Genomic DNA, 12458 nt, shown 5'->3' with positions numbered 1-12458 from the left:
CGCGGACGCGTCGCCCAGGGCGGCGCGTCCTACGCGCCCACCATCACCTGCAGGTAGTTCCCGCCCGGCGTGAGGACGATGAGCGAGGGATCGTATCCGTCGGTGGGCGACTTGAATCCGCCCAGATTCGCGACATGGCGTTCGCCAGAGAACAGATCGATGTTCACGCCGTGATGCAGTGGATCGAAAGTGCCCGCGACTCGCATCGCTTCGCCGTTGTGCAGTGCGAATTCCGCGTCGTAGCGGATCAGTGCGATGCCGAACGATGCCTGTTCGACGCCCGCGACGGCGACCACGTTGAGCCATTCTCCGGCATCGCCGTCGGCGACGGAAACGTGCACGCGCATGCGGGTCACATCACGATGGCGAAGTTGAACTTCTCCGCGCCGCTTTCGCCGCGCAGGAATCCGAGAACGCCGTCCAGTTCCTCGACGACTGCATCGTGCTGGTTGGAGAGCAGGCCGAAGCGCGTCTTCTCCGCGCGGATGTGTGTGAGCAGGCCTTCGAGCAACGACAGCGCGTCGGTGCGCGCGAGCCACGCGCCGGACACCGCCATGACCTCGTTGGTGGATTCCATGCCTTCGGGCAACTCGAGGTCTTCGTCGACGTTGTAGCGCGCGTCGGTGCTGTCGCAGATCGACAGGAACGACGGCAGGCCGAGCTTCTTCGCGATGGCGTCCAGCTTGTCCGCGTGCTTGTACAGCGCGCCGCGATCCTGCTCTTCGGAACGGACGACGCCGTCCCGCAAGACATTCGCCCAAAGTACGGTGCTCATGACGTCCCCTGTGTCAGTCCGTTGTTCGATCCCGGCCGCGTGCTCGATGCGCGTGCAGGCCGTAAGGGTTCCCCGATCGGCGCGAGCTTAGCCGCGGGCCGGGGCGGTCACAAGCGGGCGGTTCGGAGAGTCGCCACAAAAGAAGAGGGCGGCTTGCGCCGCCCTCGTTCCCGTTGCTTTCGCGCCGCCGTGGTCAGAAGCGGATCGACAGGCGTGCGGTGGCCTGGTGGTCGCGGCCTTCGTCGGCGTACTGGCCTTCATAGCCCAGTTCCAGCAGCGTGCGCTTGCTCAGCCATGCGGCGACGCCGAGCTCGACCACGGCTGCATCCTTCGCCAGCGGGGTGCCGTCGACGCTGAAGTCGGCGCCGCCGTTCCAGCCCATGCGCGTGGTGGAGGCCAGGTCGCCCGAGACGTGGCGCCAGCCCAGGCCGCCGCGCAGGTTGAACCAGCCATTGGCGGTGCCTTCGCTGGTCAGCGAAAGCTCGCCGCGCACGCCGACGGTCGACACGTCGAGGGCGGTGGTGTCGCTCGCTACGTCCAGCGCGAGGCTGCCGCCGGTTTCGGAGAACGCATCGTTCTCGGTTTCGACGCGGGCGTATTGCACGTACGGCTGGAGCGAGCCCTTCAGACCTTCGATGGTGTAGCCGCCTTCGACGTAGACCTGGCGCGTCTGCGCGTCGTAATCGGCGATGAGGCGCTGGCTCAGGCCCGGCAGGGCGACCACGCGTGCGCTGTCGATGGAATGCTCGGCCACGCCCACGCCGGCGCGCAGGTCGAACGCGCCCCAGCTGCGGTCGGCGTACAGGCCCAGATGCAGCGTGTCGGCATCGCCGCTGGACGCACGCGAGGCGACTTCCATGTCGGTGCGTTCGCTGCCGCCCATCACGCCGAGCTGCCAGCCGTTGCCGAAGCGATGTTCGGCGCCGAGCAGCAGGCCACTGCCGTTGTAGTCAGCGGCGCCGGCGTTGCCGTCGCTGTCGAGCGAACCGCCCGAGGCGAGCACCTGGCCCCACACCGCGTCGCCGGCGTCTTCGCCGTCGGCGACCGGCGAACGACCGCCGCGCATGCGATCCAGCGCGGCATCGCGAACGCGACGCGCATCGTCGGCCAGCACACCACGCGTGGTGGCGTGGAACTCACCGTCGATCTGCTCGAACGCCGACGCCATCTGCGCGACCGTCATGCCCATCAGGCTCGACTGCAGGCGGCCGGCGTCGTCGTTGCGACGCACACCGGACGCAGCGCGCAGCGCGTCGATCGAGGCGCCGACGGCGGCGCTGTTGCGCGTCGTCATGGCGTTGGCATAGAGGTTCGGCGTCACGGTCAGCACGACCGCATTCGCGTCGTAGCGCACGTCGAAACGCGTGTTCGCGGCGAGGCCGACCTGCGGCTGCGTGAGGCTCGCATACGAACCGGTCACGCCGCCTTCGGCCTGGACGAGCACGAAGCTGTCGCCCACGTCCGGAACGAAGGTGTTGGTCGCCGCACCGGCGATGCCGCGCAGCAGCGGCTGCAGTTCGCCGCCCGCCGTGTACACGCTGTCCGCGCCGACCAGGCGCAGCTGGTCGTGGTGGCCCGCGCCGTTGCCGGCGGTGCGACCGTCGATGTCGGCCACGAACACGCTGCCCGCGTGCTGCACGACATCGCCGTTCACCACAAGCACACCCGGCGAATTGCCCGGGGCGAGCACGCCGCGCACGTCCATCGCGCCGTCGATGCGGCCCGAGCCGCTCGCGGTGCCGTCCGCATACACCCACACGTTGCCGCCGAAGGTGCTGTTGAAGGCGAGCTCGCCTTCTTCGATGCACGCACCGATGGCGTTGGAACCGTTGCTGCGCATGTCGAGGCGGCCGTTGCCGGCCTTGATCAGGCAGTGGCTGCCGTCGAGCGTGCCGGTCAGCATGACGTTGGCGCCGCGCGTTTCGAAGCGCGCGTTGTCGCCCGTGACGTGGACGTTCTGGGTGACGTTCATGGCCGACAGCGCGGTGAAGTTGCCGTCCTGTCCGATGTAGATGTCGCCACCGATCGCGCCTGCGGCTTCCTGCGAGGTCACCGCGATCGAGCCGCCCTGCACCTGCATCAGCACCTGGCTGTTCTTGCCCGAGAGGGTCAGCACGCCGCCGCCGAGCTTCTGCACGATGCCCGAGCCGCCGATGTCGCCGGCGACGACGATGTCGTGGCCGTTGGTGTCGAACACCGCCGAGCGCGTGTTGTCGACGAAGATCTCGTGGGTGATCGTCATCGAGTCGAGCGAACGCAGCGTGGTGTTGTCGGCGATGGTGACCACGCTGCCGTCGCGGCCGAGCGAGGCGTCGGAGGCGAACTCCACCGTGCCGCCGCGGACGTTGAGGCCGTCCTGGCTGTTCTCGCCGCGCAGGGTGAGCGTGCCGTCGCCGACCTTGTTGAGGCTTCCGTTGCCGGAGAGGTTGCCGTTGAAGGTGACGTCGTGGCCGTCGGTGTCGATCGTGGCGACGGTCGAGGTCAGCGCGAAATCGTTGTCGCTGGTGAACCCGCCGATGGTCTGCAGCACGCCGTTGCCGATGCTGACCGTGCCGGTGCCGAGGCTGGCGTCGCTGGACACCTGCACGGTGCCGCCAGCGACGACGAGGCCGCCGCTGAAGCCGTTGTCGCCGGTCAGGGCCTGCGTGCCGCCGGTGACGATCACCGAGCCGGTGCCGTCGATGTGGCCGTCGAAACTGCCGCTGGCGTTGGACAGGGTCAGGTCGTTGCCGCCGAGCGCGACCTCGCCGTCGCCGGTGAGCGAGACGATGTTCGCGCCGTTGTTGGCGGCGGAGATGTCGAGCGTACCGTGGTTGATTACCGCACCGTTGCCGAGCACGGCATCGCCCGACAGCGCGAGCGTGCCGTCGTCGATGGTGGTGTCGCCCGCGTACGAACCGGTGCCGTTCAGTTCGAGCGTACCGCTGCCGGTCTTGGTCAGGCCGCCGTTGCCGCCGATCGTGCCGTCGAACGCGACGTCGTGCGTGCCGGTGTCGATGGTCGAACCGGCGTGGGCCAGCACGAGATCGTTGCCGATGACGAGGTCGCCGCCGGCCTGCAGGCTGCCGTCGCCGATGTGGATCGTGCCCGTGCCCAGGGCATCGCCCGTGTTCGCGCGCACGGTGCCGGCGTCGATGTCGAGGCCGCCGCCGAAGGTGTTGGTGCCGTCGAGCACCAGCGTGCCGGTGCCGCTCTTGTTGAGCGTGCCCGCGCCGGTGACGCCGCCGTCGAGCGTGACCTCGTGTGCGTCGGTGTCGACGGTGGCGTCGGAGCTGAGCAGCACCACGCCGTTGTCGATCGACAGGTCCGCGCCTGCCTGCAGGCGGCCGTCGTTGTCGATCACCACCGAACCGTTGCCGACCTGCGCGTCGGACGACACCTGCACGGTGCCGTTGTCGATCACGAGGTCGCCGTCGAAGCCATTCTGGCCGGACAGCACCAGCGTGCCTTCGCCGGTCTTGGTCAGACCGCCGTTGCCGCCGATGTCGCCGCCGAGCTGCACGTCGTGGCCGGCGCTGTCGATGATCGCCGCGCCGTCGGTGCGGATCGCGTTGTCGGTGTTGAGCGAACCGTTCGCGACGAGCGTCGCGTTGTCGCCCAGCACCAGTGTGCCCTGGCCGAGGCTGGCGTCGTCGCCGGTGACGAGCGTGGCGTTGTCGCCGACGACGAGGTCGCCGTCGAACGTGTTGTTGCCGGTCAGCGCCTGCGTGCCGCCGACGATCTGCACACCGCCGTTGCCGTCGATGGTGCCGCCGAAGTCGCCGTGGCCGTTGCCGATCACCAGATCGTGGTTGCCCAGCACGATGCCGCCGTTGCCGCCGAGCGAGGCGATCGCTGCGTCGGTGTTTCCGCCGGACACGTCCAGCGTCGCGCCGCTGCCAACGACGACCTGGCTGGAATTCGCCAGCGAACCGTTGCCGGTCAGGGCGAGCGTGCCTTCGTCGATCGTGGTGTCGCCGGTGTAGGTGTTGGCGCCGCCGAATTCCAGCGTGCCGGTGCCGGTCTTGGTCAGGTCGCCGGTGCCGGTGATCGCCTGGTCGATGCGGGTGTCGTTCGCCTGCGTGTCGAGCGTGCCGCCGCCAGCGTCGAGCACGATGTCGCGCGCGTTGCCAAGGTCGAACTGTGCGCCCCACTGCAGCGTGCCGCCGTTGAAGATCACGTCCGAGTCCGGCGCACCGAGATTGCTGTCGGCAACGACGTTGACGATGCCTTCGTTGATGACGAGGTTGCCGGTGTTGGTGTTGTCGCCACGGATGAACAGCGTGCCGTCGCCGTCCTTGATCATGTCGCCGCGGCCGTCGATGTCGCCGTTGAGCGTGAGCTCATGGCCGTTGGTGTCGAGCGTGCCGCCCTTGTTGGTCAGGCTGACCACCTGCGGGAGCACGGTGTCCTGATCGATGCGCAGCGTGCCGCCGTCGAACAGCAGCGGGTCGCCGACCTGCGTTTCGTTGACGACCTGGCCGGCTTCGATGCGCGGCGCGGTGCTCAGGTCGGCGGTGATGATGGTGACCGAACTGCTCAGGATCACCGGGCTTTCCGGCGCCCACACCTGGGTCGGGTTGGCGATCGGCACGTAGGTGAAGGTGTAGGTGCCGGCGAACAGGTTGGTGAACTGCAGGCCCTGCCAGTTGGCGGGCTCGCCGCGCGGGTCGAGGTTGATCCCGCCCAGCGCGCCGTGGCCGTTGTTGTAGAAGTTGGTGTCGCCGTCGACCAGGCCGGTCGGCTTGTTGTCGGTCAGCAGCGCGAACGGCAGCGTGGTGTCGAGGCCGTTCGGACCCTGCAGGCGCAGCGAACCTTCGGTGTACGTGGTTTCGCTGTGCGCGTGGTAGGTGCCGTACCAGAAGGTGAGGGCGCGGTCGCCAGAGTTTTCGTAGCCGATGGAGATGGTGTGCGCCTGCGCCGTCGTCAGCCCGAGCACGGCCAGCATGACGCCAGCGCCAAGGCGCGAGAACGCGGCGGACGGAGCGGCGATGACGGAACGCGCGCTCTTGGTGCGGGCGCGGCACAGTTCGGAGGCCACCACCCACTGGTTCAGGGCACGGTTCCAGACGACGCTAAAAACATGATTCATTCGGATGCGGCTCCCCACCGCTGCGATAAAGACAAGACGAGCGGGCGCACGCGTGCACAGCCGGATCGACAACGGCGATGCGTTGCGGCGGCTGTCGTGCAATGCGTGTGCCACTGCGAAACCGGGCGTTTCGCGGGGTGAGAACACCTCACTCGTCGACGTTATCGTCGGGAGATCGACTTTCTTGATGCAGTTCACACTTTCCCGTCACGAACGACCGCAATCGGCAAATTCGGGTTCGCGAGGCGCGCTACGTAGGGTCGCGGGGCGCGGAGGGCAGCACGGGCCCGGAGATCCGGTCGCGCCGCCTTGAAGAAGTGGCGAAACCGGAGCCGGCGACGCCGGAAGTCCGGCGCGGATCACCCTGAGTCGCGCGTGGTCATTCTGGTGGCCTACGTTTCACCACGCGTTCACGTATCCACTCGATCCTTGCGTCTTCAGCCAAGGAGGTCGGTGTCATGTCGCGATTCCAGGTTCTGTCCTGCCTGACATTGACCTTGCTGGCTGCGGCCTGCAGTCGCGCGCCACAGGAAGCACCGCGTGCGGAGACGCCAAGCGCGCCCGTCGCGAGCGAGTCGTTGCCGGTCACCGCCGCGCCGGTCGCTGCAACGGTCCCAGGTCCGGTCGAAGGCACGCGCCTCACCGAGCCGTACGTGCGCATGGTCGCGCGCGACGTGTATTTCTGGGCATGGCCTATGTCAACGTCTACAACCGCCGGCTTGGCTTCAAGGATCTGCCCGGGCCGGGTCTGCTCGGCGGCGTGCTCCCCGCCGCGCCACCAAACCGCTTGAGCATGCTCACCGATTACGTGGCGCCGTCCGAGCGTGAAGTCGCGTGTCCGAACCAGGACGTCGTTTACGGCGGCGGGCCGCTCGCGCTCGATGTCTCGCCGGTGGTGATCCAGGTGCCGGACTTCGGCGATCGTTTCTGGGTGTACCAGGTGGTCGATTCGCGCACCGACAGCTTCGTCAACCTCGGCAAGATGTACGGCACGAAGCCGGGCTTCTATCTGTTCGCCGGTCCCGACTGGAAAGGCGAGGTCCCGCAGGGCATCACGCAGGTGTTCCGCGCGAGCGCGAACACCGGTTACGTGATTCCGCGTGTCGCGCTGCTCGACACGCCCGAGGATCGCGCGGCAGTGCAGCCACTGGTCGCGCAGATCGACATGTATCCGCTGTCGGAGTTCGACGGAAAGACAAAGCAGCGCGACTGGAGCGCTTCGCCGACGTTCCCCGAACCGCCCAGACCCACCGGCGCAGGTGAAGCGCCGAAGGTCGATCCGGCGAAGTTCTTCGACGAGCTTCCCGTTGTGTTGAAGGACGCGAAGCCGCTGCCCGGCGAGGAATCACGCTACGCGCAGGCACTCGCGCTGGTGGCGGCGCTGCAGAAAGATCCGGCACTCAAGGCCGCGGCGATCGACGAGGCGGCGAAGACCGAGCAGGAGCTGATCGCGCCGCTGTTGCAGTTCCGCAATTTCGGCGTGCCGCTGTCGCACAACTGGACGACGGTGCGCAACGGCGCGCAGTTCGGCACGGATTACTTCACGCGTACCGCCGTGGCGAAGTCGAACATCTTCGTCAACAAGCCCAACGAGGCCACGTACTTCTACCAGGACCTCGACGAAACCGGCGCGCGGCTCAACGGTGGAAAGCGCTACACCGTCACTTTCGACAAGGGTGGCCCGCCGGTGAAGGGCTTCTGGTCGCTGACGCTGTACGACGCGCAGCATTTCTTCTCGCCCAATGCGATCAACCGATATTCGGTCGGCACCAAGAACAAGGATCTCCAGCCCAATCCCGACGGCACGCTGACGATCTACGTGCAGCCCGACGCGCCGACCGATCCGGCGCAGCGCGCCAACTGGCTGCCGTCGCCGAAGAACGCGGAGTTCTCTCTGTACGTGCGCACGTACTGGCCGGACCAGGCGATCCTGGACGGTGCGTGGTCGCCGCCGGCGGTCAAGGTGACGTCGTCCTGAGCCGGCGTCAGCCTTCGCCCAGCGTGTAGTCGAGGGTGTAGTAGTGCTTGCCATCGACGATGTCGATGGCCATGCGACCGCGCAGCCCGGTCAGTTCGCCCGTGCCCGAATCGGGCACCACGGTCAGCGACAGCGTCGGCGCGCCGCGGTCCATCGTGCCGTTGTGCTGGGTGAAGAACGCGCCGGTGCGGCCGTCGAGCGTGCCGCTGATGCGTTCGAGGGCGACGTACGCGGCCGAGCCTTCCACCTCGGTGCCGACCGCCATCATGTGGACCACGCCGGTCGCATCCAGCGCGCCACTGAAGCGCTTGTCGAAGCGGAAATGGCCGGCGGCCACGCCATCGCCGAGATCGCAACTGCCTTCAGGCGTGCGCTTCACTTCGAACTCGCCCTTCACCTGTGCCATCTCGACGCTCCTTCGTGGGGTGGACGTGCATCGTCCCGCAGCGCCACGGCGGTTGCCAGTGCAACGGTTGTCCGCGGCCCGGCATTTGCTAGGCTGCGGGGCCCATCCCCACACACCACGATCATGCGCATCCTGCTTGCCCGTCACGGCGAAACGCCCTGGAACGCTGAAGGCCGCTACCAGGGACAGGAAGACATTCCGCTTTCGCCGGTCGGCATCTCGCAGGCACGCGCGCTGGGCGAACGCCTGCGCGAGGTGCCGATTACCCGCGCCGTCGCCTCGCCGCTGGGCCGCGCGCGCCAGACCGCCGAATTCGCACTCGGCGAACGCGACCTGCCGCTGACGCTGGACCCGGGATTGATGGAAATCGCACACGGCACCTGGGAAGGCCTGCTCGCCAGCGAGATCCGCGAGCGCGACGGCGAACGCCTCAAGGCGTGGCGCGACACGCCGCACGAAGTGCTGATGCCCGAAGGCGAATCGCTGCAGCACGTGTTCGACCGCGCCTGGCCCGCGTTCGCGCGCGCGACTGAAGGACTCGGCGACGACGACACGCTGCTGGTGGTCGCGCACGACGCCGTCAACCGCGTGCTGCTGTGCCGCATCCTCGGCATCCCGCTGGCGAAGCTGTGGACCTTCCGCCAGGCGCCGACCACGATCAACCTGCTCGAAGGCGCCGACGTCGATCACCTGGAAGTCGTTCGCCTCAACGACTGCAGCCACCACACCGCGTTCTTCGGCGAGGCGGTTCATCGGGCGTTGTGATGCGGGCAGGCATAAGGTTCAGCCGGTGCAAAAACAGCCGCTTATCCAGCGATTCAAGCCGCGTTTCTCACCGGTTGTCGCATCTTCACAATCCATCTACGTATTACAACGTCATCATGTTCAGGCAAAAGAGGCCGCTCTATGTCCGAGAACCCAGACGAAGGAGAATTGGAATGTTCCTGACCAAGAAAAATTTGACGACGGCGCGTACGCTCTGCGTGGCGGTCGCCGTCCTGGGCCTTGCCAGCTGCGCTACTTATAAAGAAGAGTTTGCGACGATCAACTCGCGCCTCGACTCACTCGACGCGAAGGTCCAGAGCGCAGCCCAGAGCGCCGAAGCCGCCAATCAGGGCGCGCAGCAAGCCAACTCACGGCTTGATTCGCTGGAAGGCCGCGTCCAGCAGCTCGAAGCAGCGCCGGCCCGCAAGCCGCGCGGTTAATCGTTCTTGAGTAGTGGGTGACGAACCGGTTGAACTCGAGATCCGGTGGCCTTTGCTGGCCACCGGTCTCTTTTCTTTTCCCGGTCTTCGTCCCAAGGAATCGACTTATCAATACCTGCATAAACCCTGCAATCCGGGCCGCTTCTGGCGTGCTGGCCCTGGCCTTGGCGTTCGCGAGCTTCAACGCGGCGAGCGCCGAGGATGCCGCCGCACAACCGGTGGCCGAGTTCGACCAGCTTCCGCCTGGGCAAGAAGTATCCGGTACGGTCATTGAGCTCGCGGGCTGGGTTGTCGCAACCCGGAACAGCGAAGGCTATCCGTTCGCGATCATGGACAAGGCCGCTGCACAGATCCTGGTGTTCGGCGGCGACGGCCGGCTTCGCGGCGCGGCGCCTGGGCTCTTTGGCTCGGCAGTCGGCGATCATGCGGCCCCCGGCATCGCCGGCCTTGCGCTTCGCGAAATTCCGGGTCGGGATCGCACGACGCCTGCGGGTCGCTTTGTCGGCGGTTTCGGCCCATCGACCGACGCTGGGCGCGTCCTGTGGGTGGACTACGATTCCGCAGTCTCCATGCACCCGACCGCGACTGGCGTCCCGGCCGAGAAGCGCCCCGAACGCCTTGCATCGCCCACGCCGGACGACAACCGCGTCACGCATGGCTGCATCAACGTCGCGCCCGAATTCTACGAGCAGATCATCCGTCCGACGTTCGAGCGGGGCGGAGTGTTCTACATCCTGCCGGACAGGGACTCGCTGGAGGAGACCTTCCCGGAGTTCGTGCAAAGTCGTGGTACCGAGCAGCACGACGATGGAAGACACGCACGGTCCCCTGAGTGAAGGGCGCGTTGGCGTGTCGCCTCTGGTGTGCGAGACAGAGCAGCGGCCGACGCTGCGCGTGGTAGCGCTTGGCTGATGCCTTAAAGCACGTCATCCGCCGATGACGTGCACCTTGGGTTGTCCGTCGACCTGTTCGAACCGGATTCGATACACCAGGGTCACCGCCTCAGGAATGCTCTTGCCGCCGTCGCAGCTGGCGTGCGCCCGCTTCTTGTCCTCCGCGTTGCGGAAGACGCAGCGCAGCGCGGGGTCGAACTTCCAGGTCCTCGCCGCCGTTTCCGACGCGGCCAGGAACTCGGGCTCCGCATCCATCACACAGAATTCCGAAGCCGGCGCCTTGGCCACCACGATCACGGCGCCTTTCTCGTCGATGCCCACCCTCAGGCACACCGTGCGCGGCGGCAGCTGCTGGGCGAGCAGGTTCGGCGGGTAGCTCGGCTGCACGTTCTTCCTGTCGTCCAGCGGCAGCAGGAACGATTCGTTGTCCGCCATCACCAGGCGATTGCCCTGCGCGGCGGTGCCGGCTGCAGGTGCCGGAGCAGGGGCCGACGTCACGGCCGCCGCGGATTGCGCCTGCGCCAACGCTGCATGGCCGCAGAGCACGGCCACGGCGCATCCCAAAGGCATCCACTTGGTCATCGGTCCTCTCCGGTTCGATCGCTGGCAGGGGTTGCGCCAACCCGGCGCGGCTTTGTGCAAGCGGAGCCGCTTTCCGGCGCCACCCGTACAAAGCCGAACGCAACGACACCGTCCCATCCGGCCAACCGGGTGACCACGGCAATCCGGAAGGTCTGTGCCGGATCCGTGTCCGACCGCGCGCGGGGGGCAAGAATGGTGTGCCTGTGCGTCTCAGATCACAGGCGGAGGAGCGACGGCCGCCTCGCAAAGGCGTTCGATCACCCGGCTGCCGGCGCGGGCTTCGTCGTCGTTGGCCGGAGCGAACTCGGTCACGGTAAAGCCCACCAGATCCGCTTCGCGTGCGATGCGGCTCACGAGCGCTATCGCATCGTCGATTCGCAGCTTGCCGTCGGGGTAGGCGACGTACGGAAACTCACTCGGATCCAGCGCATCCAGGTCGAAATGGATGTGCGCCGGTCCGTCGATGCGTGCGTTCGGATCCAGCCGCTGCAGATCAAGCTCGCGTTGCAGTTCCCAATCGCCATCGTCGCCGACCTGGATACCGACGTAGTGGAAGCGAGCCGGATCGATCGGCTTTCCCAGCAACGTTCGCATCGGACCGGGCGCGCGGCCGAGAATCGCGCTGACCGGCATGCCGTGGAAATTGCCGCTGGGCGAGGTCGCCGGCGTATTGGCGTCGAGGTGCGCATCGATCCAGATCACCTGCAGATCCGGATGCACGCCCTTGAGATAGTCGATCACCGCGACATCCACCGCGCAATCGCCACCGGCGGTCAGCACACGACGCGCACCCGAATTCGCGAGGATGTCCTGCGCGCTGCGGAACTGCGTGAAGATCGCTTCCCATCGATGAACGCCGTGGCGCGTTTCGCCATCGACATCGCCATCGCCGAGCGGAACCCTGACCAGCGGGGCGAATCGACCGCAGACTTCCGCGACCGCTTCAGCACCGCGCGGCAGGTTCACGTGTCGGCCCGATCCCTGCCATTGCGGGTAGGAGAGGCTGAGGTCGAACGGCATGGTTCTTCGCTCCTGTGGACTCGATTGCGGAACAGCGGCAGCGTGCGAAGGCGATGTTTTCGAAGGGTAGGGTAGCGGAAGGGTTGTCGAGAACGCAGCTTTGCGGGCTTGTTGGGTGGTCGCAGTTGCGGCTCCATCTCGCAGTCGATGTCGAGCGCGGCACGCCCTTGCCATGAACGCCGACCGACCGGACACGCTCCATTCGTGCGACGGAAATGCCTCGGTCACGCGTTTCCTCCAGTCTGGGCGCGCCCACGAAGGGCACGACCCGGCGAGGAACGCCGCTCCCTCCCCCTGGAGTTCCGTCATGCAGCTGTTCAAGAACGAAGTCGTACGCGACAACCCCTTTCCCAACCACGACCTTTCCTTCGACACGCCATTGTTCCCGCCGCGCTATGCCCGTCGCGAACGCACGTCCGCACTATCGACCTCGACCTTGCTGGGAAGCGACGAGTTCGACCGCGACTATCTCGGCCAAATGCCGGACGTCTATCGGATCGAACGCTAGTCACGCGACGATCTTCCAAC

The 12458-nt window shown here is 66.9% G+C and carries 11 protein-coding genes; 5 read left to right on the top strand and 6 right to left on the bottom strand.

What is annotated here, in order from left to right; translation table 11 throughout:
• Positions 1–29 precede the first annotated feature (29 nt).
• From FOF45_RS01740 to FOF45_RS01730, 3 genes are all read right to left on the bottom strand, one after another.
• Positions 30–347 (bottom strand): hypothetical protein, encoded by a 318-nt coding sequence (locus FOF45_RS01740; protein WP_158982313.1) that lies wholly within the window; start codon positions 345–347, stop codon positions 30–32.
• A 5-nt stretch (positions 348–352) separates the two neighbouring features.
• On the bottom strand, positions 353–775 hold the full coding sequence (locus tag FOF45_RS01735; RefSeq protein ID WP_158982312.1) for a hypothetical protein: 423 nt from the start codon (positions 773–775) through the stop codon (positions 353–355).
• A 193-nt stretch (positions 776–968) separates the two neighbouring features.
• The gene (locus FOF45_RS01730) at positions 969–5846 is read right to left on the bottom strand and encodes an autotransporter domain-containing protein (RefSeq protein WP_158982311.1); all 4878 of its coding nucleotides are present in this window, start codon (positions 5844–5846) and stop codon (positions 969–971) included.
• 688 nt (positions 5847–6534) lie between these two features.
• On the opposite strand from FOF45_RS01730, the gene FOF45_RS01725 reads away from it, so the two are divergent.
• Positions 6535–7824: a DUF1254 domain-containing protein gene (locus FOF45_RS01725; protein WP_199244416.1), complete on the top strand. Its 1290-nt coding sequence runs from the start codon at positions 6535–6537 to the stop codon at positions 7822–7824.
• 7 nt (positions 7825–7831) lie between these two features.
• On the opposite strand, the gene FOF45_RS01720 is transcribed toward FOF45_RS01725, so the two are convergent.
• Positions 7832–8230, bottom strand: a complete 399-nt coding sequence (locus FOF45_RS01720) for a DUF3224 domain-containing protein (RefSeq protein WP_158982310.1) — start codon at positions 8228–8230, stop codon at positions 7832–7834.
• Between the two features lie 123 nt (positions 8231–8353).
• On the opposite strand from FOF45_RS01720, the gene FOF45_RS01715 reads away from it, so the two are divergent.
• The 3 genes from FOF45_RS01715 (at position 8354) to FOF45_RS01705 (ending at position 10271) form a co-directional block, all read left to right on the top strand.
• Positions 8354–8995 carry a histidine phosphatase family protein gene (locus tag FOF45_RS01715; RefSeq protein WP_158982309.1) on the top strand — a complete coding sequence of 214 codons (642 nt, stop codon included), beginning with the start codon at positions 8354–8356 and terminating at the stop codon, positions 8993–8995.
• A 173-nt stretch (positions 8996–9168) separates the two neighbouring features.
• Positions 9169–9435 carry a hypothetical protein gene (locus tag FOF45_RS01710; protein ID WP_158982308.1) on the top strand — a complete coding sequence of 89 codons (267 nt, stop codon included), beginning with the start codon at positions 9169–9171 and terminating at the stop codon, positions 9433–9435.
• Positions 9436–9587: 152 nt separating this feature from the next.
• Entirely contained in the window at positions 9588–10271 is a 684-nt protein-coding gene (locus FOF45_RS01705; protein ID WP_425481949.1) for a hypothetical protein, read from the top strand.
• 90 nt (positions 10272–10361) lie between these two features.
• Here the strand turns inward: FOF45_RS01705 and FOF45_RS01700 are convergent, their stop codons facing one another.
• Positions 10362–10970 (bottom strand): hypothetical protein, encoded by a 609-nt coding sequence (locus tag FOF45_RS01700; RefSeq protein WP_233264025.1) that lies wholly within the window; start codon positions 10968–10970, stop codon positions 10362–10364.
• Positions 10971–11120: 150 nt separating this feature from the next.
• A complete protein-coding gene (locus FOF45_RS01695; RefSeq protein ID WP_233264024.1) occupies positions 11121–12158 on the bottom strand; it encodes an arginase family protein in 1038 nt (345 codons plus the stop codon).
• A 79-nt stretch (positions 12159–12237) separates the two neighbouring features.
• Here FOF45_RS01695 and FOF45_RS01690 point away from each other — a divergent pair, with 79 nt between their 5' ends.
• Positions 12238–12438: a hypothetical protein gene (locus FOF45_RS01690; protein WP_158982306.1), complete on the top strand. Its 201-nt coding sequence runs from the start codon at positions 12238–12240 to the stop codon at positions 12436–12438.
• Positions 12439–12458: the final 20 nt, after the last annotated feature.

Origin of the sequence: Lysobacter panacisoli (assembly GCF_009765165.1) — a bacterium.
GTDB lineage: Bacteria > Pseudomonadota > Gammaproteobacteria > Xanthomonadales > Xanthomonadaceae > Lysobacter_J > Lysobacter_J panacisoli.
The sequence above is the reverse complement of the archived record's forward strand: the minus strand, read 5'-3'. Positions and strand labels throughout refer to the sequence as shown.